The organism is Ilumatobacter sp. (genome assembly GCF_041688325.1).
Taxonomy (GTDB): Bacteria; Actinomycetota; Acidimicrobiia; order Acidimicrobiales; family Ilumatobacteraceae; genus Ilumatobacter_A.
In genome coordinates this window covers 36,205-60,426 of the sequence record NZ_JBDNIJ010000050.1, presented here as the reverse complement: position 1 = coordinate 60,426, position 24,222 = coordinate 36,205, and the positions used below count along the sequence as shown (strand labels likewise).

The 24,222-nt window shown below is 63.4% G+C and carries 23 protein-coding genes and 1 tRNA gene; 9 read left to right on the top strand and 15 right to left on the bottom strand.

The window, feature by feature from the left end; genetic code table 11:
* Window positions 1-128: 128 nt before the first annotated feature.
* The 4 genes from ACH2EI_RS04000 to ACH2EI_RS03985 all read right to left on the bottom strand — a co-directional run bounded on the left by ACH2EI_RS04000 (window position 129) and on the right by ACH2EI_RS03985 (window position 2,836).
* Window positions 129-205 (bottom strand) — tRNA-Pro (locus ACH2EI_RS04000).
* A 15-nt stretch (window positions 206-220) separates the two neighbouring features.
* Window positions 221-691, bottom strand: a complete 471-nt coding sequence (locus ACH2EI_RS03995) for a response regulator (protein WP_395159180.1) — start codon at window positions 689-691, stop codon at window positions 221-223.
* A 91-nt stretch (window positions 692-782) separates the two neighbouring features.
* Window positions 783-1,883, bottom strand: a complete 1,101-nt coding sequence (locus tag ACH2EI_RS03990; protein WP_395153231.1) for an ArsA family ATPase — start codon at window positions 1,881-1,883, stop codon at window positions 783-785.
* A 2-nt stretch (window positions 1,884-1,885) separates the two neighbouring features.
* Window positions 1,886-2,836 carry an ArsA family ATPase gene (locus ACH2EI_RS03985; protein ID WP_395159178.1) on the bottom strand — a complete coding sequence of 317 codons (951 nt, stop codon included), beginning with the start codon at window positions 2,834-2,836 and terminating at the stop codon, window positions 1,886-1,888.
* Window positions 2,837-2,925: 89 nt separating this feature from the next.
* Between ACH2EI_RS03985 and ACH2EI_RS03980 the strand changes: the two genes are divergently transcribed.
* Entirely contained in the window at window positions 2,926-4,341 is a 1,416-nt protein-coding gene (locus tag ACH2EI_RS03980) for a nodulation protein NfeD (protein ID WP_395159176.1), read from the top strand.
* A gap of 61 nt (window positions 4,342-4,402) precedes the next feature.
* Window positions 4,403-4,666 carry a WhiB family transcriptional regulator gene (locus tag ACH2EI_RS03975; RefSeq protein WP_395159174.1) on the top strand — a complete coding sequence of 88 codons (264 nt, stop codon included), beginning with the start codon at window positions 4,403-4,405 and terminating at the stop codon, window positions 4,664-4,666.
* A gap of 52 nt (window positions 4,667-4,718) precedes the next feature.
* Here ACH2EI_RS03975 and selB read toward each other — a convergent pair whose 3' ends face one another.
* Both selB and selA read right to left on the bottom strand, forming a co-directional pair.
* The gene (gene selB / locus ACH2EI_RS03970; protein WP_395153235.1) at window positions 4,719-6,437 is read right to left on the bottom strand and encodes a selenocysteine-specific translation elongation factor; all 1,719 of its coding nucleotides are present in this window, start codon (window positions 6,435-6,437) and stop codon (window positions 4,719-4,721) included.
* Window positions 6,434-7,723, bottom strand: coding sequence for an L-seryl-tRNA(Sec) selenium transferase (gene selA, locus ACH2EI_RS03965; RefSeq protein ID WP_395153236.1), 1,290 nt, complete (start codon window positions 7,721-7,723; stop codon window positions 6,434-6,436). Before selA ends, selB begins: the two co-directional genes overlap by 4 nt.
* Before the next feature lie 104 nt (window positions 7,724-7,827).
* Between selA and ACH2EI_RS03960 the strand changes: the two genes are divergently transcribed.
* The gene (locus ACH2EI_RS03960) at window positions 7,828-8,400 is read left to right on the top strand and encodes a GNAT family N-acetyltransferase (RefSeq protein ID WP_395153237.1); all 573 of its coding nucleotides are present in this window, start codon (window positions 7,828-7,830) and stop codon (window positions 8,398-8,400) included.
* Between the two features lie 21 nt (window positions 8,401-8,421).
* The gene (dut, locus tag ACH2EI_RS03955; RefSeq protein WP_395153238.1) at window positions 8,422-8,862 is read left to right on the top strand and encodes a dUTP diphosphatase; all 441 of its coding nucleotides are present in this window, start codon (window positions 8,422-8,424) and stop codon (window positions 8,860-8,862) included.
* Window positions 8,863-8,865: 3 nt separating this feature from the next.
* Here dut and ACH2EI_RS03950 read toward each other — a convergent pair whose 3' ends face one another.
* Entirely contained in the window at window positions 8,866-9,603 is a 738-nt protein-coding gene (locus ACH2EI_RS03950) for an NUDIX hydrolase (protein ID WP_395153239.1), read from the bottom strand.
* Window positions 9,604-9,771: 168 nt separating this feature from the next.
* A complete protein-coding gene (locus ACH2EI_RS03945) occupies window positions 9,772-11,499 on the bottom strand; it encodes an NAD+ synthase (protein WP_395153240.1) in 1,728 nt (575 codons plus the stop codon).
* Window positions 11,500-11,522: 23 nt separating this feature from the next.
* Between ACH2EI_RS03945 and ACH2EI_RS03940 the strand changes: the two genes are divergently transcribed.
* The 4 genes from ACH2EI_RS03940 (at window position 11,523) to ACH2EI_RS03925 (ending at window position 17,578) form a co-directional block, all read left to right on the top strand.
* The gene (locus tag ACH2EI_RS03940; protein WP_395153241.1) at window positions 11,523-14,186 is read left to right on the top strand and encodes a penicillin acylase family protein; all 2,664 of its coding nucleotides are present in this window, start codon (window positions 11,523-11,525) and stop codon (window positions 14,184-14,186) included.
* 185 nt (window positions 14,187-14,371) lie between these two features.
* Entirely contained in the window at window positions 14,372-15,394 is a 1,023-nt protein-coding gene (gene glnII, locus ACH2EI_RS03935; protein WP_395153242.1) for a glutamine synthetase GlnII, read from the top strand.
* A 145-nt stretch (window positions 15,395-15,539) separates the two neighbouring features.
* Window positions 15,540-16,880, top strand: coding sequence for a glutamine synthetase family protein (locus tag ACH2EI_RS03930; RefSeq protein ID WP_395153243.1), 1,341 nt, complete (start codon window positions 15,540-15,542; stop codon window positions 16,878-16,880).
* Complete coding sequence (locus tag ACH2EI_RS03925; protein ID WP_395153244.1) at window positions 16,877-17,578, top strand: winged helix-turn-helix domain-containing protein; 702 nt, start codon at window positions 16,877-16,879, stop codon at window positions 17,576-17,578. Before ACH2EI_RS03930 ends, ACH2EI_RS03925 begins: the two co-directional genes overlap by 4 nt.
* Here the strand turns inward: ACH2EI_RS03925 and ACH2EI_RS03920 are convergent.
* From ACH2EI_RS03920 to ACH2EI_RS03895, 6 genes are all read right to left on the bottom strand, one after another.
* Window positions 17,575-18,306, bottom strand: a complete 732-nt coding sequence (locus tag ACH2EI_RS03920; RefSeq protein WP_395153245.1) for a hypothetical protein — start codon at window positions 18,304-18,306, stop codon at window positions 17,575-17,577. The genes ACH2EI_RS03925 and ACH2EI_RS03920 overlap by 4 nt on opposite strands.
* 93 nt (window positions 18,307-18,399) lie before the next feature.
* Window positions 18,400-19,770 (bottom strand): 8-oxoguanine deaminase, encoded by a 1,371-nt coding sequence (locus tag ACH2EI_RS03915; protein ID WP_395153246.1) that lies wholly within the window; start codon window positions 19,768-19,770, stop codon window positions 18,400-18,402.
* Between the two features lie 24 nt (window positions 19,771-19,794).
* Window positions 19,795-19,950: a hypothetical protein gene (locus tag ACH2EI_RS03910; RefSeq protein ID WP_395153247.1), complete on the bottom strand. Its 156-nt coding sequence runs from the start codon at window positions 19,948-19,950 to the stop codon at window positions 19,795-19,797.
* Window positions 19,951-20,019: 69 nt separating this feature from the next.
* Window positions 20,020-20,370, bottom strand: a complete 351-nt coding sequence (locus tag ACH2EI_RS03905; protein ID WP_395153248.1) for a RidA family protein — start codon at window positions 20,368-20,370, stop codon at window positions 20,020-20,022.
* 32 nt (window positions 20,371-20,402) lie between these two features.
* A complete protein-coding gene (locus ACH2EI_RS03900) occupies window positions 20,403-21,110 on the bottom strand; it encodes a hypothetical protein (RefSeq protein ID WP_395153249.1) in 708 nt (235 codons plus the stop codon).
* A 23-nt stretch (window positions 21,111-21,133) separates the two neighbouring features.
* Window positions 21,134-22,708, bottom strand: coding sequence for a fasciclin domain-containing protein (locus tag ACH2EI_RS03895; protein ID WP_395153250.1), 1,575 nt, complete (start codon window positions 22,706-22,708; stop codon window positions 21,134-21,136).
* A 163-nt stretch (window positions 22,709-22,871) separates the two neighbouring features.
* On the opposite strand from ACH2EI_RS03895, the gene ACH2EI_RS03890 reads away from it, so the two are divergent.
* Window positions 22,872-23,765, top strand: a complete 894-nt coding sequence (locus ACH2EI_RS03890) for a hypothetical protein (RefSeq protein WP_395153251.1) — start codon at window positions 22,872-22,874, stop codon at window positions 23,763-23,765.
* Between the two features lie 95 nt (window positions 23,766-23,860).
* On the opposite strand, the gene ACH2EI_RS03885 is transcribed toward ACH2EI_RS03890, so the two are convergent.
* Window positions 23,861-24,190 (bottom strand): HesB/IscA family protein, encoded by a 330-nt coding sequence (locus ACH2EI_RS03885; RefSeq protein ID WP_395153252.1) that lies wholly within the window; start codon window positions 24,188-24,190, stop codon window positions 23,861-23,863.
* Window positions 24,191-24,222: the final 32 nt, after the last annotated feature.

Here is a 24,222-nt window from a genome sequence, read left to right as displayed (position 1 = left end):
CGATCTCCGTACGTCCGCTCGATCACCCTCTGCAGCTCAACCAGATCCATGCGCGCACTGTACCGAACGGGCCAAGGCGTGCCCCGAAAACGAAACGAGCCGCCCTGTCCACAGACAGAACGACTCATTGGTCGGGGTGGGGAGATTTGAACTCCCGGCCTCCACGTCCCGAACGTGGCGCGCTACCAAGCTGCGCTACACCCCGTAGCGACTGCGGATGTTATCCGGCGGTTGCCGGTTCTTCCTCGGTCGATTCAGCAGCTTCGGCCTGATCCGCCTCATCCGACATCGCGGCCTCGGGAACCGCTATTCCCTCGGTGTACGTGCCACCGTTCATGATGGCGCTCGCCGCACGCTTCAGACGGAGAGCGTCGAGCGGCTTGATCAGCCAACCCTCGGCGCCACTTCGGCGAGCGAGGTGGAGATCGGCCTTTCGATCGAGCAGCATCAGCACAGGGACGTGCGGCAAGGTGTCTGCCGACTCGTCGAGGCGCAGCGACATGGTGACTGCCATGCCACCCATCGAACCAATCTGGAGATCGAGGATCGCTAGGTCGGGCAGGCGTTCGGCGACTTGATCGGCCACAACTCGGCCTTCACGGCACACGGTGAAGGTGACACCGTCGGCGCCAAGCGCCGCCGTGATGTCATCGACAACCCAGGTGGCATCGGTGGCAATGAGGATGTTCACGAGTCGAGACGTTATCCCCTCAACCCACATCGACCCGTGTTGTCACAGTTTGGTCTGACCGGAGCGTGACACTTTGCCGACACGAGACGCTTCAGGACCGTCCGAAGAGGTGGTCGGCGATGGTGTACAGCCCATCGAGGTCGTGGACATCGCTGTCGAGCAGCGGAAGCAGCGCCACCCGGTCGTGGCCGACGGCGTCGCCCAGCGGAGAGATCACATCGTGCTCGGCCTCGCGCAGTGTTCGGAGGTCAGCGACGTTGTGCCACAGCGCTGCGAGTTCACCAGTGGCGGCCTCAGCAGCGCCTCGAGCATCGACAGCGGTGCCCTCGCCAAAGGCTGGCTGTGTGCGGTTAATGATGGCTGCGCTGATGTCCACCTGTTGATCGACCAGCTGTTCGGCGAACCAGACCGCCTCGGTGATCGTGTCGTGACGCGGGGAAGCAACGATGACGAACGAGGTCTCAGGTGCTCTGATCAGGGCAACCACTTCGTCGGCACGATCACGAAACCCTGACTCCATTCCGGCAAACGCCTGGAAGAACGCCACCGCATCGGCAAGCACATCTGATCCGACCACCCGGCCGATGGCCTTCAGGATTGGTTGCGCCGCGACCCCGAGCACTCGGAGCCCGCCCTTGGTCGGCAGCATCAGCAACTTGAATGCTCGATGGTCGAGGAACCGGGCGAGCACACCGGGAGCTTCGAGGAAGTCGAGGGCGTTCCGGCTTGGCGGCGTATCGACGATGACAAGATCGAACCGTTCGTCGCCGTGCAGGGTGTGCAGAGTCTCGGCCGCCATGTACTCCTGGGTGCCACTCATCGCCCCGGCCATGTTCCGGTAGAGCGGGTTGGTCAAAATACGTTCGATTTGGTCAGGGTCCGAGGCGTGTCGAGTGACCAACCCATCAAACGTTGCCGCCGTGTCGAGCATCATCGCCCACAGTTCGCCGTTCGGCGCATCACCTGCTCGGGAATCGAGTTCGATTCGCTGGGGCTCTGCTGCCAGGCCGTCAACGAGGCCGAGTGCATCCGCCAGACGCCGCGCGGGGTCGATGGTGACGACCACGGCTCGGCGACCCAGACGCGCCGCCTCGAGCCCGAGAACGGCCGCAGTTGTGGTCTTGCCGACGCCACCCGAGCCACAGCACACGATGACCGACGAGTTATCGATGACGGCACCGAGATCAGCCACGATCAGCCACGATCAGCCTCTGATGCAGTTACTGATGCAGTTACTGATTCGGCCAGTACGTCGGCCATCAGGTCGATGTCGGCGGACGTAAGGCCGGCCACGAGGCGGGCAGGGAGATGCAACTGGGCAAGCGGCATCTCGTTGGCTAACCGCCCAATTTCGTTGCTCTCCATGGCCCGGCGGGCGCGTCGGAACGACGCCGCAGCGCGAAGCACATCGCCGTCGACACCGGCCATTCCCCGGAGTGCCGCGTCTTGCCCGGCGACATCGGGGAGCGCTGCACCGTCGTCGACTGCGTTCACCACGATCGGGCCGAGTTGGATGCCGACATCGTCTTCGAGCGCAAACGCCGTTTCGATGACCTCGTTCACCGGAGTGGTCTCGGGAAGCGTGACCAACACGACCTGGCACCGCTCGACATCTGTCAGCAGTTCGATCACGCCGTCAGATTGCGTTCGCACGGGGCCACTCCGCACGGCGTTGGCCAAACCAGTTGCCGACGTGAGGAATGTGATCGCATGCCCGGCGGCAGGGCCGTCGACGACAATCACGTCATAATCGCCACTTTGTTCGTACTGCCGAATTTTGCCGAGCACGACCACATCGTCGATTCCCGGCGCAGCAGTACCGACCATGTCGATAACCCCCGTTTTGTTCAATCGCTTGGCAATCCGTTGGAAACCATGGTCCCGGAGGTACTCGTCGAGGGCATCAGCGGCAGAAATATGAACGACTTCGAGAGTGCCGCCCGGCGGGTCAGCGCCGTCGCCATCACTCTCGCCCTCTCTCTCAACCTCACTATCGCTGTCGCTATCAACGTCATTGCGGAGGAGTTCGTCGAGGGTCGGCTTGCCGTCGAGTTCGACCACGAGGACACGTCGTCCGTCACGGCTGGCCGCGCGAGCGATGACAGCCGTTACTGTTGTCTTCCCTACACCCCCCTTGCCCGCCACAATCACAACATTTGTGGCGGTCAACGACTGCAGCGGACTCTCATGTTCCGGAGGCACCTTTGCGCAGACTAGCGATCGCTTTGCTCACAATGGCGGCCGGGCTCTCGATGTTCGGCGGCGCGGCAAATGCACAGACCGACAACGAAGGCGACGGCGTCGACACCGTGACAACTCCGGGTGGCGCTGACATCGCCCCGGTCGACGTGCTGCAGGTGAGCGGATTCATCGACGACATCTTGATCGACGAGATCGGCAACGCCATCGAACGGGCCCAGAACGGCGGCGCCCAGGCACTGATCCTCCAGGTCAACAGCGATGGGACAATCGTCGACGACAATGTCGTTGCCGAGCTGCTCGACAGCATCGCAAACGCCCCCATACCCATCGGCGTGTGGGTTGGTCCCACCGGTTCCCGCTTTTACGGGCCAGCTGCACAGATACTGGCCGTCGCCGACGTCACGGGGATGGCACCCGGCGCCCGCGTCGGCTACATCGGTGTGCCGCTGAAAGTTCCTTTTGTTGACATCAACTTCGGTGTGGCTGAAGAAACCCTCCGCAACGGTTCGGTCGGCCTCAGCGAAGCGCGAGCCCTCGACATCTTCAAGCAACGCATCGACGACGAAGGCATCCCCACGGTCACCTCGATGCTGCAGGCCATGAACGGCTACGAAGAGTCCGGCACGACCCTGCTGACCACCGAACAGGTTGTCACCGACGACGGCAATTTGCGGTTCGACACCGTGGCAACGGTGCGCTTCTCCAAGCTGTCACTGATCGACCAGCTGTTCCACACGGTTGCCAGCCCTCCAGTCGCCTATCTGCTGCTCCTGACCGGCCTCGCACTGCTCGTGTTCGAGTTCTACACGGCCGGCGTCGGCGTGGGTGGTGTGGTCGGCGCAGTGTGCACGTTCCTCGCCTTCAGCGGGCTCTCAGTGCTCCCGACTCGAACGTGGGCCATCGTCGTCATTGGCGTGGCGATGCTTGCCTTCGCCGTCGATGTTCAAGTGGGGATACCCAGGTTCTGGACAGGTATCGGCTTGCTTCTGACCGTCATCGGAACGTGGTTTCTGTTTGAATCGCTGCCCAGCGCAAGCATGCGTCCGTCGTGGATCGCCCTGCTTGCCGGCATCGGCGGCATCTCACTCACGTTCATCGTCGGCATGCCGAACATGGTCCGCACTCGATTCGCCACACCGACTATCGGTCGTGAGTGGATGATCGGCGAAGTCGGCACCGCAATCACTGACGTCGACCCTGACGGCGTGGTCGAGATCGGCGCCGGCCGCTGGCGAGCCCGCACCAACCGAGCGACTCCCGTGCTCGCAGGCGAGCAAGTTCGTGTCGCCGAAATCGATGGGATCACTCTCGAAGTCGAGCCGCTCGAAGGCGCCGCGAAGGACTACCGCGAGATGCGCGGCAAGGACGACGCCGCAGCGCCCAACGACGAAAACGTGAACGACGAGAACGTGAACGCCGGGCCAACTTCACCCACAGTGCCGGAATAGTCGGATTTCCCAACCAATTGACCCTTGACCGGCGCAGTGTCCACCACCTACCGTGAACAATGTGCAGTTGGTTCCATCGCAGCCGGGTTTATTCGACTGGCGCAGCAAGGCCGCCTGTCAGGGCGACATGGGCAGCGCGTTCTACCCTCCGCTCCGTTCCGAGAAACGCTCGATCAAGGAAGCTCGCGAAAAACGCGCGAAGAAGGTCTGTGCATCATGCGTGGTGCGCACGACCTGCCTCGACCAGGCCCTTCACCGCGGCGAGCGCTACGGCATCTGGGGTGGCCTCACCGATCTCGAACGACAGCACCTACGCGCCAGCTGACCGGTCACACTGTGTCAGGCACAGTGTGACCGTGTCAGGCACAGTGTGACCGCTACGCCGGAGGAAGCCGGGGACCACCAATACGGACATCTTCGCGGCGTCGTGTGACTCCGCGAGCGTCGAGTTCGGCAACGAGTGGCAGCACGTACTTACGGCTGGCGCCGGTGGCGTCACGGAACTGGGCCACAGTGAAGCCATCTGCGTGTTCAGCAAGCAGTTCCGCAGCGACGTAACCCGCTGCCTCAATCGCGTCGCGGTGGAACCCGATCCCGTCTCGTTGAATGACGTGGCCACGCCGAACCAGCTCGCGCAGGTCGTTGCGATCGACATCGGCAAGTGACGGCGGCATGAATCCACCGCCGAGCAATTCGGCCAGCACCGGGTGATCCTCGTACGGATCGATTGCATCAGCGGGCTGGACGAGGCCGGCAGTGACAACAACCTCGTCGAGAGTCAGAAGTACCGCCCGCTCACGATCGTCGAATGCGGCGAGGTCGACGCCTGCAGGGCCGGCCTCTTCGACCCGGGCAATGACCGTCTCGACCAGTTCGGCGAGCGACTCCGGCGACGTGACCCATTCACCGATCACCGGATCGACGACCTCGCCAGTGAGCTGCTCGATTTCGTCGATGGTCAGCCATCCTCGCTCGCTGACCAGTCGATCGATGCTGCGATCGGGTGCGGCCCGAGACGCTCGCAGCACGGGATCAATGTCGAGCACTTCTCCCCCACCGATTGTCTCGTCACGACCGGATTCACGCAGGACAAAGCGATCACCTGGCAAGAGCGGGACTGCTGCCGGGAGAAACAGCCTGACCGCGCCGGTGCTTCCGGGCGACAATTCCTCAACGCCGAGCACGCGCAGCTTGACTGCGTATTCACCAGAACCGATGTAGGCGACGTACGCACCGCGACGCGACACATCGTGATCGAGTGCATCGAGCACTCGCAACGAGGCATCGAATCGGCTCGTGAGCCGCCAACGATCGGGTTCGATCACTGCATCGCCGCGCTTGAGGTCGTTGTGGTCGACGCCAGCGAGGTTGACCGCAACGCGGTTGCCCGCGCCGATCTCGTCGACTGTCTGGCCAGCAGTCTGGATCGCACGGACACGCGCTGAATGACCGCCAGGCTCGATGCTGACCAACTGGTCGTTACGTAACGTGCCACCCACCAACGTGCCGGTACCGACAGTGCCGCTGCCTTTGGCCGCGAACACGCGGTCGAGCCACAGACGGGGTCGCTGACGGTCGGCTGCTGCTGAGCTGCGGGCGATCAGGTCATCGAGCGCCACGCGCATCTCGTCAATGCCAGCCCCAGTTATCGACGAGACCGGCAGCATCGGGGCGCCCTCGAGGAACGTGCCGGCGACGTGCTCAGCGACTTCGAGCTCGGCGAGTTCGAGCCACTCGCCGTCGACGAGGTCGACTTTGGTCAGGGCGATGATGCCGTTCTTGATGCCGAGGAGTTCGAGGATGCGGAGGTGCTCTTCGGACTGAGGCTTCCATCCTTCGGTTGCGGCGACGACGAACACGCATGCGGTGACGCCGCCGACTCCGGCGAGCATGTTGCGAAGGAACTTCACGTGTCCAGGTACGTCGATGAAGCTCAGCTCAGCTCCGGAGGGCAACACCGTGTGGGCGAAGCCGAGGTCGATGGTCAGCCCGCGCCGTTTCTCTTCTTCGAGGCGGTCAGGGTCGGTACCCGTGAGCGACTGGACGAGCGACGATTTACCGTGATCGACGTGCCCAGCCGTTGCGATGACCGTCATCTGCCTGCCGCCAGCAGCGCATCGATCACTCTCTGATCGTCGACGGGGTCGATCGAGCGAAGATCGAGCGATGTCCGGTCGTCACGCGAACGCGCAATCACCGGCGTGGCGAACTGCCGGAGCGGTTTGAGGAGGTCGCCGTCGATCACCACGCCGACCGAGGGCATCGTGACGCCAGGGGCAGAGCCCGCACCCGGCAATGCTTCGGTCGACTCGACCCGGGCGCTCGGATGCGCCACCCGGACGGCATCGACGATCGACTCGGCCCGCGTTTGCAGCGCGGCAATCGGGGTGGCAACCATCCTCCAGAACGCGATGTCGGTCGCAACACGCTTGTCGAGATACGTGAGCGCAGTTGTTTGCAGCGCGGCGAGCACCAGGCCTCCGGGCCGAAGCGCCCGTGCAAGCGGATGACGCAAGCACTGTTCGACGAGGTCGGCACGACCGGCGATAATCCCGGCCTGGGGACCGCCGAGCAGCTTGTCGCCACTGAAGGTAATCAAATCAGCTCCGTCGGCAATGGCCTGCACGGCGGCCGGTTCGCCAGCCAGCCAGGCTGGCGGCGCTCCAGGCAACCACGGACATGTGGCGTCAACGAGGCCGCTGCCAATGTCGGCAACCACGGGCACGTTGAGCGTCGCCAGGTCGGCGATCGAGGTCTCCTCGACAAAACCCTCCACCCGATAGTTGCTCGGGTGCACCTTGAGCACCATCGCCGCGTCGACATCGGGGCGAGCGATCGCTTTCGCGTAGTCGGCGACTCGCGTGCGGTTGGTGGTGCCGACGTCGACAAGCCGGGCCCCGGACTGTTCGATCACTTCGGGAACGCGGAACGACCCACCGATCTCGACGCTCTCGCCTCGGCTGACTGGCACATCACGCCCTTCGGCGAGCGCCGCGACGACAAGCAGCACCGCAGCCGCGTTGTTGTTGACGACCATTGCCTTCTCAGCGCCGCACAGCCGGGCGAAAAGTTTGCCGACGGCGGCCTGCCGCGATCCTCGTTGACCGGTCGACAGATCAAACTCGACGGTCTGCGCTGCAGCTGCCTGCTGGTGGGCGAGCGGTGCCCGGCCAAGGTTCGTGTGGAGAAGTACGCCGGTTGCGTTGACCACCGGTGTCAGCAACGTGCGCCGAAACTGCTCCGCTCGCGCAGCTGCCGATTCGTGATCACCTGCGTCGATCGCCTCACGGGCAATGTCGACGAGGATCGGGTGTGGGAGACCGGAGGCCTTCAGCGAGCGGGCGAGTTTGTCCACCGACGGTGGACGGGAAGGCGCAGTCATGTCGCACCTCCCAGAAAGAACGGTCGAGTTGCCACGCTGCACAGCCTACGAGGCACCGCGAAACGTTCCCTGTCGAGGCCATGCGGTCGACCTAACGTCTGGCCATGGACGTGCTGGAACTCGACCCCGCCAACGCCACCCACATCAAACAGTTCAGCGAGATCCGGCTGCGCGCGCTGCATACCGACCCGGCAGTATTCGACTCCACCTACGAACGAGAACTCACTTTCAGCGACGCACAGTGGCGAGGACGTCTTGAGAGCTTTGCCGGGCATCCTGGCGCTGTTCTCGCCGCCTTCACTGTCGTTGCCACAGCGATTCGTGCCGCGACTGCCACAGCAACGGGGGTCGGGCCGAACGAAACGGTTGCTGCACCCGTTGGCATCGTCGGCGTTGGTCTACCCGAGCCAACGGACGCAACGATCTGGGGCATGTGGGTGGCGCCCGAGTGTCGGCTGCGAGGCCTCGCAGCAGAACTCCTCCACAGCGCTGAGGCGTGGGCAGTCAAATCCGGTGCGGACACCGCGACCCTGTGGGTGCACCACTCGAACGATGGAGCTCAGGCTCTCTATCGAAGCCGAGGCTACGAACTCGTTGAACCGGACGACCTCCCGGCCACCGTCCCCGATGCCTGTTGCGGAGAAGTCTGCATGCGGGCACGTCTCGCAGCTACCTGAGCTGCTCTACGCTGATGTGCTGTGAGCCCGCTGCTGATTCCGATCGTTCAACTCGACCCCGACCTGCCGCTGCCGAAGTACGCCCACGAGGGCGACGCCGGCCTCGACCTGTACGCCGCTGAGGACGCGACGATTGCCGCCAGCGGTGGCCGTGCGCTTGTCGCCACCGGCATCTCGATCGCGATCCCGATGGGCTACGGCGGCTTCGTGCTCCCTCGCAGCGGCATGGCGCTGAAGCACGGCATCAGCGTCGTCAACGCGCCCGGTCTGATCGACGCTGCGTACCGTGGCGAGATCAAGGTCATCCTGATTAATACCGATCCAACCAGCGACTACTCGCTGACCAAGGGTGACCGTGTCGCACAACTGGTCGTCCAGAAGGTCGAACAGGTCGAGTGGCAAGTCACCGACGACCTGGATGGCCAAGACCGCGGCGGCGGCTTCGGCCACTCCGGCACCTAGTCCTCAACCCCACGCGAACACGGGTTGTTCGAACTCACTGACTCGACAGCTGGCGCCAGTCTTGCCTTCGAGGCCGACCCAGCGGAACTGCAGAATCACCGCGCCGGTGGGCGCATGAATGAGATCGCCGCTGAGTGGAACCTGCACGACAGGTCGGTTGCTCTCGGGGATCTCGACGAAGCGCGGCGAATCATCACGGCAGAGCTCATGCAAGCCGATGCGGTAGGCAGCGAGCACCTCGTCCGGGCTCGGCTCGAGCACCAGATCAGCGCCACCCCACACGACGACCGGTGTCATCACGTAGCCCGATCGAGTCGCGTAGTCGTCGAGGAGCCCAAGCACCGCTGACTCCGGCAGCCGCACCCCAACTTCCTCGTCGGTCTCGCGCAGTGCCGCTTCGATCACGGTTTCACCAGCGTCGATCCGCCCGCCAGGAAGTGCCCACTGCGCCGAATGGGTGTTCAGTCGGACCGCTCGGCGGCAGAGGACGAACGCCGCGCCACCGGCCACACCTTCCATTCGACCGTCCAGGAGGTGCGCGATGTCATCAGCTACCACGAGCTTCGACATCCCGTCCTCCGTCGACGGATGCGCATCGACACGGTCCGAACCGTGCTCGGAATCGACAACGACGATGGCCACGGCGGCGTGACGGCGACCATCGAGCGGAAGTTCGAGACGATCATGCGCCGCGAGATTCAGTTCGATCCGGGAGCGAAGGGCATCGTCATACGTGATCACCGGACCAGCATCGCCGATCGGCCCGCCACCGGCCGGATCGGATCGTTCACACCTTGCTCCCGGCCGATTCGGGATCAGTCCGTTCGAGGCCAAGGAAGCATGAACCCGAGCAGGCCTCCGCCAACGAGTGGTGAGGCCTGACGCCTGGACCGGACGAACTTGACCGAATCAGCCGCGGTACGAGTGGGTGATGGGGAGTCGGCGGTCGCGGCCGAAAGCTTTGGCGCTTACGATGACACCGGGCGGACACTGACGGCGCTTGTACTCGGCAATGTCGACGAGCCGGGTGATGCGGCGCACCATTACTTCATCGTGGCCGAGTTCGATGATCTCGCCGGCGGTGCGGTCCTGCTCGACATACAGTTCAAGGATCGGGTCAAGCACGTCATACGGCGGCAGAGAATCGTCGTCGCGCTGGTCGGGTCGGAGCTCGGCTGAAGGCGGCTTCGTGATCACATCGACAGGGATCACTTCGCGCCCCGCAGCTTCGTTGACATAGCGGCACAGCTCGTACACACGCAGCTTGAGGACGTCCTTGATCATGGCGTAGCCGCCAACCGAGTCGCCGTAAATCGTGAAATAGCCGACGGCCATCTCGCTCTTGTTGCCAGTGGTCAGCACCATCCAACCGAACTCGTTCGACAGCGCCATGAGCAACTGACCGCGGCACCGGCTCTGAATATTCTCGTAGGTCAACCCGACGTCACGACCCTCGAAGGCGTCACTGAGCATCTCCTGATAGGCCGCGAAGGCCGGCTCGATGGAGATGGTCCGGTAGTCGATCCCGAGGTTCGCGGCGAGCTTCGCAGCATCGGACTTCGAGTGGTCGCTCGAATAGCGCGATGGCATCGACACACCATGGACGTGCCCAGGGCCGAGGGCGTCGGTCGCAATGCATGCAACGATCGTCGAGTCAATGCCGCCCGACAGGCCGATCACCACATCGCTGAAGCCGTTCTTCTGGCAGTAGTCACGAGTGCCGAGCACCAGTGCGTCGTACAACTCTTGGTCAGAACTCAGTGGTTCGGTGATCGGCGCGAGCAGCGGCTCGGTTGGCGCTGCGGCACGGCGCGGCTCACTGGAAATCTCGATGGTCGGCAGGAGCGCGTTCGTGACACGCCCTCGCGGGTCAAGCAGACGCTTGCGGTACACCGGAGGCACCGGGACGTCGACGATCGTGATGTCTTCGACGAACTGCGGCGACCGAGCGAGCAGCGTCCCCTTGTGGTCGACAGCGAACGAGCCACCGTCGAAGACCAACTCGTCTTGACCGCCGACCTGGTTGACGTAGACGACGGCGCAGTGCGAGTCAGCGGCACGCATCGACACAAGCTGCTCGCGCACCAGGTCTTTCTCGACGCGGAACGGTGAACCGTTGATGTTGATGTTGATCTCGGCACCTGCTGCTGCTTGTTCAGCAAGCGGACCGGTCGGGCTCCAGATGTCTTCGCAGATCGACACGCCAACCTTGACGCCACCGATCACAAACAGTTCAAGCGGGTCGGAGTCGTAGCCGGCTGTGAAGTAGCGCTGTTCGTCGAACACGGTCGTGTTGGGCAGCAAACGCTTGTGATACACCCCGACGACCTCGCCGCCAACACACACCGCCGCCGCGTTGTAGAGGTCTCGGTCCTGGTCGACAAACCCGACCACTGCAACGCACTCGCCCGTCGCAGCAGCGAAGGTGTCGAGCGCTACACGGTTGTCAGCAACGAACCCCGGCTTCATCACGAGGTCTTCTGGCGGATACCCGGTGACCGACAGTTCGGGGAACGCAACGATGTCGCATCCGGCCCGCTCGGCTTGACCATAGGCCTCCATCAACTTCGCGAGGTTGCCGTCGAGATCACCGACCGTTGGGTTGAGTTGGGCGAGGGCGACACGCAGAACCGTCACCGTTGCAAGGATAGTCGTCCGAGATGCCCGGCTCACTGAAGAAATTCCAGCAAAGAGTGGCCTTCAGTAAAGATCCAGACTGGTCTTCTGGCACTATTGGCGGAGTGCGTTGGAAGGCCTTGGCGATCGTCGGAGTGATGTTCACGGCCGCGTGCACCCCTGGCGAGGGCCCAGGGTCGATCCCGCTGCCGACATCAGGCGATACGACGACCACGAGCACCACGAGCACCACCAGCACCACCAGCACGACAACCACCACCACGCTGGTTCCCCCTCGGCTCGAGGTGACCATTCGCCGGACGACCGACGGCGTGCCGCACATCATCGGCAACAACCTCGAATCCGTCGCGTACGGCCAAGGCTTCGTCAGCGCGCAAGACCACGGCTGCACACTCATCGACCAGATCCTGAAGGTGTACGGCGTCCGGTCGGAGAACCTGGGCCCCGGCGACGATGGACGTAACACCGAGAGCGATTTTGCCTGGCGCGCCATCGACATCGCGAGCATCGCGACAGCCGACTACAACGACGCTTCGAGCGACGTGATCACGCAGTTCGAAGCATTCGCCGAAGGTTGGAACGCCCACCTCGCCGAGCAAGGCGACGACGGGCTCACCGGCTGGTGCAACGGCGCCCCCTGGATTCGGCCAGTCCAGCCGGTCGAGGTCTACGTGTACGCACGGTCGATCGCCCTACTCGCCAGCAGTAGCCGTTTCGCCGAATTCATCCCGTCAGCGCAGCCACCCGTCGTCGCCGAAGTCCTCGGATTCGCCCCGACCAAGCCGGCTACAAACGCCGACGATGCCGACGATGCTGCCCCAGACTTCTCGGTGCTCGAGCCGATCGACCTCGGCAGCAATGGGTGGGCCGTCGGCAAAGAACGCACCGCGTCCGGTACAGGCGGGCTGCTCGTCGCCAACCCGCACTTCCCCTGGGAAGGCGAACTGAGATTCGCCGAAACACACCTCACCGTTCCGGGTGAGGTTGACATCTACGGCGCCCAACTCCTCGGGCTGCCTGGCATCGGAATCGGATTCACCGACGGAGTCGCGTGGACCCACACCGTTTCGGCTGGCAAGCGGCTGACGGCCTATCTCCTGACGCTCGACCCCGAGTCACCCACGTCGTACCTCGTCGATGGCGAGTCTCGCCCGATGACCTCGACCGATTACACCATCTCGATCTTGCGTGCTGACAGCTCGATCGACAACGAGACGCGCACCCTGTGGCGCAGCGAGTACGGCCCAATCGTCGACTTCCCCGGCCTCGGCTGGACTGACTCGGCGGTCCTCACCTTTCGCGACGCGAACATCAACAACAACGAGTTCATTGAGCAGTACCGAGACATGATCGACGTACAGAGCCTCGACGAGCTGCAAGCCGTCTACGAAGAACACCAGGGCGTCCCGTTGTTCAACACGGTCGCCACGGGCTCCGATGGGCGCGTCTGGTACGCCGACACCGCTGCCACGCCGAACCTTTCGGCCGAGGGCGAGCAGCTGTTCCTCGAGAAGCTGTTCACTGATCCAATCACCCAAATTGGGTATGACAACGGCGTCATCCTTCTCGACGGAGCCGACAGCCGGCTCGCCTGGGAAACCGTTCCCGGCGCTCGTGACGACGGGCTTGTGCCGTTCAGCGAGATGCCCATGGTCGAACGGAACGACTACGTCTTCAACGCCAACGACAGCTTTTGGGTGTCGAGCGACGAATTCACCACCACCGGCGATTTCTCGATCCTCCACGGCGAGCAGAACACTCCGCTGTCAATGCGCTCTCGGCAGAACGCCGCTGTACTCGGGTCAGACAATCGGCTCGGTCTCGCCGGCGACGACGGCAACTTCTCTGGCCTTGAACTGCGCGACGCGGTCTTTGACAATCGGGCCCAGACCGCACTCCTGCTGCGCTCCAACGCCGTCGACCGATGCGTCGCCAATCCACTGATCGAAGTCGTCGAAGTCCTCGCCAACAATGAGACCATTGCATTGCCCGCCGAAATCGTCGACATCTCGGCCGCCTGCGACGTGCTGTCGGTCTGGGACGGCCGCTATGACCTCGCAAGCTCTGGCCCGCTCCTGTGGCGCGAGGTAATGACCCGCTTCACAAATGCCGATCGCACGACCACCGGTGTGCTCTTCGGCGACGATTTCGATCCGGCCCGCCCCACCGTCACCCCCGGGGTCCCTGCCGTTCCTGCGGCAATCGGCAATGGCGACCCCATTCTTCAAGCGATCGCTCGGGCAGTTCAGACATTGACCAAGGCCGGGTTTGCTGTCAATGCTTCACTTGGTGCAGCACAATTCACCGTGCGCTCCGGGATTCGCATCCCGCTGCACGGCGGCACCGACACCGACGGCGTCACCAACGTCGTGACGTGGAGCAACAACAACTCGAGCTCCGAGCCATCATCGGCGCGCGGCGATGCCGTCGCCCCCGGCAGCGCACTTCGGGGCGAAGGTGCCCCGGTCAACTTCGGGTCGAGCTTCATGCTCGCCGTCGACTACTCCGGTGACCGCCTGCAGGCGTGGGCGATCACGAGTTACGGGCAGACCGGCGATCGCACGTCGCCGCTCTTCGAGCAACAAACGAATCGGTTCAGCGAAAAGAACTGGCGTGACGTTGCATTCACCGCCAAACAAATCGCCGCGGACCCCAATCTTACCGAACGCACGCTCATCGTCCCGTAGCGCACTCACGCCGATCAGACCGCGACGCGGGATCCATTTTTGGTCACAGATGCCCACTCCAATTCACGCGCCGTTCACAGAGACGCAATACCAATCTGGGTCGTTGCTGCGACAATTCTCGTCGTTCACGGGTCGCGGCCTAACCTTGTCCCGCCCCACCAACGAGAGAATTCGAGGATCACATAGTGGCTATCAAGGCTGAATACATCTGGATCGACGGCGCCGAGCCGACCCCGCAGCTTCGTTCGAAGACGAAGATTCTGGACGATGACAACGGTGTCGAGCTTGCCGACATGCCCCTGTGGGGCTTCGACGGCTCGTCCACTAACCAGGCCACCGGCGACAAGAGCGACTGCGTCCTCAAGCCCGCTCGCGTCTTCCCGGACCCGATCCGCGGTGGCAGCAGCATCCTCGTCATGTGCGAGGTGATGCTTGTCGACGGCAAGGCCCACCCGACCAACACCCGTGCAGCAGCGGCACGCACCGCCAAGAAGTACAAGAAGCACGAGCCGATGTTCGGGATCGAGCAGGAGTACACGATGCTGAAGCCCGACGGCTCGCCGCTCGGCTTCCCCGACAACGGTTTCCCCGCACCGCAGGGTCCGTACTATTGCGGCATCGGCGAAATCGCCATCACCGGCCGAGACATCGCTGAAGACCACATGGATGCATGCCTTGACGCCGGAGTCACGCTCTCGGGCATCAATGCCGAAGTGATGCCCGGCCAGTGGGAATTCCAGGTTGGGCCAGTCGGCCTCCTCGAAGTGTCCGACGAACTCTGGATCGGCCGCTACCTGCTGCACCGCATCGCCGAGGAGTACGGCGTGATCATCGACATCAGTGCCAAGCCGGTCAAGGGCGACTGGAACGGCGCCGGCGCCCACACGAACTTCTCCACCAAGGAGATGCGCGAAGATGGCGGCATGGCGCATATCGAGGCTGGCTGCGTGGCCCTTGGCAAGAAAGCTGCTCTGCACATCGCCAATTACGGCGCTGGCGTCGAGGATCGTCTCACCGGCGCCCACGAGACACAGCGTTATGACCAGTTCAGCTACGGCGTCTCGGACCGCGGCGCATCGATCCGCATCCCCTGGCAGTGCTCGATCGACGGCAAGGGTTACCTCGAGGACCGCCGCCCGAACGGCAACATCGACCCCTATACCGTCGCCCGCCTCATGACTGAGACCATCTGCTCCGCCATAAAGTGAAACGCGCTGAGACGGTCCGGAACGACCGATCCTGTCTCAGTTTGGATGAGTTATAGATACCTGAACAGCAACGTGGCTGACGGGGTGGGGGCCTTGCGTCCCTACCCCGTCGCCATTTTTCACGCAATCTGAAAGACTGGATCGAATGAGCAGTGAACAGCAACGGGAATACGTCCTTCGCTCGGTTGAAGAACGCGGGGTGCGCTTGGTCCGACTCTGGTTCACCGACGTGCTCGGGACCTTAAAGAGCCTTGCGATCTCCCCCGCCGAACTCGACAATGCCCTCAACGATGGTATGACCTTCGACGGCTCATCGATCGACGGGTTCTCCCGCGTGCAAGAAGCCGACGTGCTCGCAATCCCTGACCCCGACACGTTCGAGGTCCTGCCATGGGGCGACCCCAAGGTCCCCGAAGCACGGATCTTCTGTGACATCTACAACCTCGACGGCACGCCATTCGCCGGCGATCCGCGTCAGGTGCTGCGCCGCCACATGAAGGCCGCACACGAAGCCGGCCTCACTTTCTATGTCGCACCCGACATCGAGTTTTTCTACTTCGAGCCGCTCACGCCCGGCGCCCTGCCCGTGCCGATCGACGACGGCGGCTTCTTCGACCTCACCACCAACGACATCACCGGCGAACTCCGCAAGAAGACCATCCGCACGCTCGAAGCAATGGGTATCCCGGTGGAATACAGCTTCCACGAGGACGCACCTGGCCAGCAAGAGATCGACCTCCGCCACACCGACGCTCTCACGATGGCGGACAGCATGATGACCTTCCGCCACGCCGTGCGCGAGGTTGCTGCGAGGAACAACGTGCACGCCACGTTCATGCCCAAGCCCCTCGAAGGAATCCAGGGATCGGGCATGCACGTGCACCTCTCGCTGTTTCAAAACGACGAGAACGCGTTCTACGACGGCGACGATCCATACAACCTGTCGCCGACCGCCAAGGCCTTCATGGCCGGTCTGCTGCGCCACGCTCCAGAGATCACAGCGGTCACCAACCAGACTGTCAACAGCTACAAGCGACTCGTCCCCGGGTTCGAGGCTCCGGTCCACGTCAGCTGGGCCCGCAACAATCGGAGCGGCCTGATCCGTGTGCCGATTGCGAAGAAGGGCAATCCGACCGCCACACGGCTCGAGTACCGCTCGCCCGACCCGGCTTGCAACCCCTATCTTGCCTTCAGCTTGATGCTGGCGGCCGGCATGAAGGGCGTCAACGAGGGCTACGAGCTGCCTGACGAGGCCGACGCGAACCTCTTCGAGATCAGCGACGACGTCCTCGCCGAACTCGGTATTGGACAGCTCCCCGAGTCGCTTGCGGCCGCACTCGAAACGATGGAGACCTCGACACTGGTCCGAGAAGCACTGGGCGAACACATCTTCGAATGGTTCCTCCGGAATAAACGTCGAGAGTGGCGGGCGTACAAGACGCATGTGAGCGCGTTCGAGCGAGATCGGTATCTGACGGCGCTGTGAGCGCAACGCTGCCAGCCAAATCGATGCTCGTCGTCGTCCCCGATCCGGCGACGCCGGAACTGGCGCGCACTCTCGACCTCGGCGGTTACAGCTGGAAGGCGGTCAACACAACGACCGCAGCCGGCGAGTCCGAGCCCGATGGCGGATGGGCCGGAGCGATCGTCGACGCGACCGGCGATCCCGAAGCTGCGTGGGCATTCCTCCGAACGCTGCGCAAGCAGCCGGAGCGTTCGCTGCCGGTGCTCGTGTTGATCGGCGGCGCGCAGCTCTCCGAACTCGAACACCGTGACGACCTGTTCGACGACTTCTGCCTCACACCTTTCCACCCCGCCGAGGTCGAAGCCCGTCTGCGACATCTGCTTGCCGGTGAAGTGCAACTCGTCAGCGCCGACCTCGTCGAGTACGGCCCGCTCAGCCTCAACCTCGAGACCTACCAGGCGTCGATGGCCGGCAGGCCGCTCGACATGACCTACATGGAGTACGAGCTCCTCAAGTTCCTCGCGCAGAACCCTGGCAAGGTGTTCACTCGCGAGATCCTGCTCAGTCGAGTGTGGGGCTACGAGTACTACGGCGGCGCGCGTACTGTCGATGTCCACATTCGTCGGTTGCGAGCCAAGCTCGGTGAGGAACACGCCGGCCTGATCCAAACCGTGCGGTCGGTCGGCTATCGCTTCGGCGAGTCTCGCTGGGAGAGTTAAGTCAGTTGCAGGAAATCGACGATCGTCGCTGAGATAACGTTGGCGAACACTGCGCAGCCCTGCTTGCGCGGGTGCACCCCGTCGTCGCGAAGGTTGCCATCGTCGGCAGCCACCGAACTCCACCGAGCAATCGCGCTGTTGCCGCGATCAAGCACCCGGTCAGTGATTGCACCGTTGATAGCGTCGGCCCCTTCCGGCTGATCCTCGAAGTAGGTGTCGACCCAGATGAGCGGGGATTCCTCAGGGATCGTCCGCAACATCTCAGTAATCACTGCAGCGCGCTCGGCGGCATCGCCGTACTGGTTGATGTCGTTGGTTCCCAAGGCGACGACCCAAAGCTCGTTCGAATGATCGTCGTCGCGATCCGGCGAGCTGACGATAAAGCTGGCGATGTCGACCCCACTCGGGTTGCTTCCAAAGGACAGCGCTGTCCGCTTACCTTGCTTCGACTCGATGATGATCTCGTCGAAGCCGAGCTGTTCGTAGGCTTCTTGCAGCGCAGGCGTCGACGCGACGGTGATGGAGTCGCCGATCATGATGACCGTGTCGATGGCGGTGTTCGACGTCGGCAGAACATTGGCATCGACGACGGCCTCGCCGTTCGGTTCTGAACCGACCCAGATCGTCGGAAATGGCGCATCGTTACCGGCCGACGACGTCAACTCGGAGCAGCTGGCGACAGTGAGTGCAACCGCGACAAGGCAAACGGAGAGCGACCGAGGCGACATTGCCTCTATTGTGCCCACTGCGGCCAACTGCGGTCTGTCACTCAAGCGAGATACGCGTCACGTGTCCACTTGCAACCCGAGGGAATGGGGTAGTCAGTCCAGCTTCTGGATCTTCCGGGAGAGCGCAGCATGAGCGCCGAGCATCTCCTCGAGGCGACCGCTGACGAGCATGCCGTCCGCGACAATGGGCTCGCCGTGCACGACTGTGTGGCGCGCACCAGTCGGCCCGCAACGCAGCCAGGCCTCAATCGGGTCAGCCAGTGCGCCTGCAAACTGCGGCCCGACCAACGACCACACCGCGACATCGCCAACGGCACCCACCTCAAGCACGCCGATCTCGCCTTCACGGCCGAGGCAACCGGCGCCACCGAGCGTTGCAACTTCGAGCGCCATCCGAGCCGTGCCCGCATCGGCACCGTCACGCAGTTTGGCGAGCAACATCGCCTGACGAGCTTCGAGCCAGAGCGACCCTGAATCGGCTGACGACGAGCCATCGACACCAAGACCAACCTTCACCCCGGCGGCGCGCAGGTCGACGATCGGTGCGATTCCCGACGACAAGATCATGTTGCTCGACGGGCAATGGGCTGCACCGACGCCGGCCGCTCCGAGGCGTTGGATCTCGTCGTGATTGGGCATCACGCAGTGCGCAACCCAGGTGCGGTCGGTGCACCAGCCGGTGCGTTCGAGGTACTCCATTGGTCGACATCCGAAGGTGGCGAGGCTGAACTCATCATCTTCGGCATTCTCGGCAAAGTGGGTGTGGAGGCGGACATCGAGCCGTTCAGCGAGCTCGGCCGAGCGAACCATCAGGTCTTCGGTGACCGAGAAAGGTGAGCACGGCGCCAGCGCCACGCGCGTCATGGCCCCGTGCGATCGGTCGTGGTGGCGAAGTACCGCTGCTTCGCTTGCCGCAAGGATCTCGTCGTCGTCGTCGACCACGTCATCCGGTGGAAGGCCGCCATCTTTCTCTGACAGCGACATAGAACCGCGAGTCGGGTGGAAACGGATGCCGAGATCTCGGGCGGCCTCGATCTCGGCAGTCAGCAGGTCGCCCGCCCCATGGGGATGGAGGTAGAGGTGGTCGGACGACGTCGTGCACCCGGACAGTGCGAGTTCGGCCAGGCCGACCCAGGCAGACACGTAAACCGACTCGGTGTCGATGGCCCGCCACAGCGGATACAGCGACTGCAGCCACCCGAACAGCGGCTTGTCAGTCATAGCCGGGAACGCCCGCGTCAGGTTCTGATACAGGTGGTGGTGAGTGTTGATCAGCCCAGGGGTGACCAGGCAGTCGGTGGCATCGATCGTCTTGGTTGCTTCGGGAGCCGGGCCCACGCCAACTGCAGAGATCAGACCATCGGTGATGGCAACCCAACCACCGGAGATCTCGCGGCGAGCGCCATCCATCGTTGCGACACATCGCGCGTTGGCAATGACCAGGTCAGCGACAGCGTTGGTCATGGACAGCCCTTCAGTGACGCCGAGTCAGTCGGGAATGTCAAGGAGTTCGGAACCCTCGTGGCGACGCTTGCCGTCGCGGTGCATCACTTCTCCGAGCACGGCTGAAGCAACGGCGCCGGTCATCAGGACGCCGACCGGAATCAGCAGAACGACGAAGATGATGGCAATGCCTCCGAGCATGAGATCAGACTACTGGCCACCACTCACGGCACTGCAATTCTCTGCCGACACCGGCGCCGACGACGGGAATCAGAGCGGCTTGTACGCCCATGCTTCGACTTCGACGACGAACCCAGCAGGCAGCTCAGCGACCGCAACGCACGACCGTGACGGCCGATGGGTGCCGAACGCCGCTACGTAGGCCGTGTTGAACCTGGCGTAGTCCTCCATGTCGGTGAGAAAGCAGGTCGTCTTGACGACGTCCTTCATCGTGGCGTCCATCGTGGCGAGCAGCGACTCAATGTTCTTCATCGCCTGCTCGGTCTCCGGGACCAGGCCACCGTCGACCTTAATGCCGTCGAGGAGACCGCCCTGTCCGGAGATGATGATGAAGTCGCCGGCGCGAACGACGGGCGTATAGGGGCCGAGGGGCTTACTCATGAGGCCGAATCTAACTCAGCCGAGGCGTGTACTCAGGTGCTGTCGGGAAGGTCCGCTATCAACTGCTGGAAATCGGCCCACCGTCCGGCGGCGAGCAGCCCGGCCTGGCCCGGCCACGAACCCGGCTTGTGCATCTGAAACCGCGAGCCGGCATCGTTCAACATCGACTGCAACGTCTCGACCTCGGTGGCAGCCAGCTGTGCCCAGGTGGTGATGCCGATGGCGTTGCACAACTCGGTGATCTTTGGCCCGATGCCTTCGACCACAGTGAGGTCGTCAATTCGAATCTTCTGGCCGAGCGCTGCAGATGCTGCAGCCGGGTCAAGCTTGGATCGGGCTTCGGGGGCCGGGGCCGCTGTCGCGTCAGCCACGCGCGACGTCAGTTCTGTACTGGCCACGTCGGCAAAGGATGCAGGCATTGCTTCGGGGGCGTCGTCATCCGCGACGAGGTCATCGAGAACGATCGAGGTGTTGGCTGTCGTTGCGAATCCGAGTGCCCCGGCACTTGAGCCACGAACATCGGCGAGTTCCATACGGAGACGATCACGTTCGGCAACCACCGGTTCGAGGTTGGCGAGACGACCCCGGAGTCGATCGAGCTCATCGTTGTCAACCGTGATCGCCTTGGCACGAGCGACCTGGGCGCGGCACGTGAGGCTGCGCAACAACCAACCGATGACGCCTCCTGCCAGCGCCATGAGGAGGCCCCAGAAGAAGAATTTGGCAAGTGTGTATGGCACGACGGTTCCTGTCTGGGTGCTCGTTATTGGACGGTGACGACGAATTCGACTCGACGGCTGGCCGCCTTGTCTTCAACTCCAGCCGCATCGACGATCGGCTGTGAACCGCCGAAGCCAGCGGTGGCGAGTACACCGACGGCGATCCCGCGGTCGACGAGCGCCGCGCCCACCGCTGCGGCACGCCCTTCGCTCAGCTCCTGATTTACTTCAGCCCGGCCGTCGGTGTCGGTATGGCCTCTGATCTCGATGGTGACACCTCCGACACGGTTCGAGATCACAGCGACTCGGTCGATGATCGCTGCTGAATCAGCGGTGATCTTCGTGCTGCCCGGATCGAAGAGGATCGGGTTGGCGACCACGAGAGCGTTGAGATCGGCCTCGAGCGTTGCCGCGTCGGCCTCGGTCGCGACAGCGCGCTCGGTCAAGTCGAAGGTGACGTCATCAGCCGACACGCTTTGCAGCGTCGCGTTCTGCTCGTCGGTCGCGTAGACGCCGATCAGCGTCACACCCGAGCTGGTGAGCGTGGCCTGGCCACTGACGAGATTCGGGACCATCAATGAAGCCAGGTTGGCGAAACCTTCGACATCGGCATCGATCACCGCAAAACCGGGGTCGACGATCAGGTCGTCGACAACGTTCGCCGGGTTGATCCGGACGCCGGCGGCCTTGATCAGCGCGGCGCGCTCGGAATCCGTCGCCACGGTGCCGCTCAGGAAGATCTGGCCATCCGCGACCTCGGCGGAGAGGATCGGCTCGTTGGTCTCCGCGCCGATCGTCATCCCAACGGGCAGGAGCACATGGTCGATGGCGTGAACAACCCCGTTGTCTGCGATGAGGTCGGGCTCGGTCACCGTTGCCTTCGATGCACCGCTGGTGAGCGTCACGCTGTCTGCCACCTCGACGGTGATCGATGATTCATCGAGCATCTCGACGACTCCACTACGGAGATCAGCGCTCACGACAGCGGCGGCTGTCACATGGTGACTGAGCACTGTGATGAGGAGTTCGGTGTCGCGTCCAAGCGCGGCAATCGCATCCGGTCCGAGGGCCTGGAATGCTTCGTTGGTCGGAGCGAACAGGGTGAACGGTCCGTCGCCAGCGAGGGTCGCGTCGAGCGCGGTGTCTTCCAAGAGACCCTGCAACGTGGAGAATTGCGACCCAGTGGCGACCAGGCTGGCCACAGTTTCAGCGTCGGCGGACGGCAACGTGGCCTCCGACTCGGTTGTCGCCAGGGCTTCGGTGGTCGACACCGCCGAAGCAACGTCATCCCCCAAGATCGCAACCTGCGTGCAGGATTTGTCAAAGTTGAGTGAGGAGACGCCCCACAGGGCGCGGCTCCGCTCGAGAAGGTCGTTCGGGACGTCAACGGCACCTTCGGGACACAGCAGCGTGCCGTTCTGGCCACTGAAGCTCGCCGTCACGGGCCCGACTTGAGCATTGTTGAACTCTGCAACGACGCGTCGCTCCAGATCATTTTCGACGCCGGCCCCAAAGATCGCCGCGCCAACCGCAAAGACCCCGAACACGCCGACTGCACCCCACCCGAGTATCCGACGGCGATATCGTCGGAGTGGGATCTGATTGCCAGGCACGTTCATGACCCGCAGAGATTCGCACGTTCTCGATGCTCAGTGCAACGACCACCCTGGCCCTCCTCCAAATACAGCGTCAGTCACGACCCGCGCCCTCTCTCCTCTCTCCCGCTCTCCCTCTCTCCCGCTCTCTCCCCTCCTTCCCCACAACAGTTTGCGAGCAGCTCACATGACGAACTTTCCTCGGCTCATCGACCTCGGAACCGGTATCAGCCGACGACGATTCATCGCCGGCGTCGCCGCATCAGGCGCACTGGCTGCCTGCTCTGGCTCTGACGGCGGCGCTTCGTCTGGCGTCGCTGGCCCATCGGGCGAAGGCTTCACGCTCGTCCAGCGGTTCCCGAATAACGTGCTGGTCCCCGGCGAGATCCGCATGCCGATCACACTGTCGACCGGTGCTGCCGAATTCATCCAAGATGGCCCAGTCACACTCGGCGCCCGCGTTGTCGACATCGACGGCAACCCGATCGGCGGCGCGTTCACCGCGGTCAAGCGGACCGTCGCACCAGCGCCGTACTACGACTTTCGCACCACGATCAACACGCCGGGTGTCTATGCCCTCGTCGTCGATGGCGGGCCCGACACGGGCGCTGCGTTCCAAGTCTTGGAGCCCAGCGCGGTCGCGGTGCCAACGCCGGGACAGCTGCTCCCAAGCTTCGACACACCAACGATCGGCGACGAACAAGGCCTCGCGGCCCTGTGCACCCGGGCGCCGGAACCGTGCCCGTTCCACACCGTGTCCTTGGCCGACGCACTCACAATGGGCAAGCCGGTTGCGTACTACGTGGGCACACCAGCATTCTGCTCAACCGGCAGTTGTGCGCCTGCGCTCGATGCACTGGTTGCAAGCAGCGAACTGTTCGGCGACAAGATCATCTACGTGCACGCCGAAGTGTTCACCGACGATGCTGGGATCGACATCGCTCCGGCAGTCACCGCGATCGGCATGACCTACGAGCCGGCGCTGTTCCTGACCGATGCGAGCGGCGTGGTCGTCGAGCGCCTTGATGCCGTCTGGGATTCCACCGAGCTCAATGCCCGCCTCACCCTCCTCACCTCCTGAGCGGTGATCAGGCCGCCCGATGCCTGTGTTGCGAGGGCTCCTCATTGAGCTTGCTCAATGAGGAGGCTCGCAACGCGGAGATCGGGAAAACTGAGTCAGGAAAAACTTTGGCCGCAGCCGCAGGAGCGGGTGGCGTTGGGGTTGGTGACGGCGAAGCCGCTCTGCTCGAGCCCATCTTTGTAGTCGAGTGTGGCGCCCTCGAGGAGCTGCGCCGAGGCCGCGTCGACGACGACGCGGACCTTGCCGTCGTCACCGAAGTTTGTGACGCTGTCGTCGGCGGCGAAGTCGCCGTCGAAGAACATTTCGTACGAGAATCCGCTGCAGCCGCCGGGGCGGACAGCAACGCGGAGTGCGAGGTCTTCGGCGCCTTCTGCTTGAAGCAGCTGGCCGACCTTGCTGGTTGCGGTTTCGGTGAGTGTGATCATGTGACAGTCCTCCTCAGGAGCTCTCTCAGTGT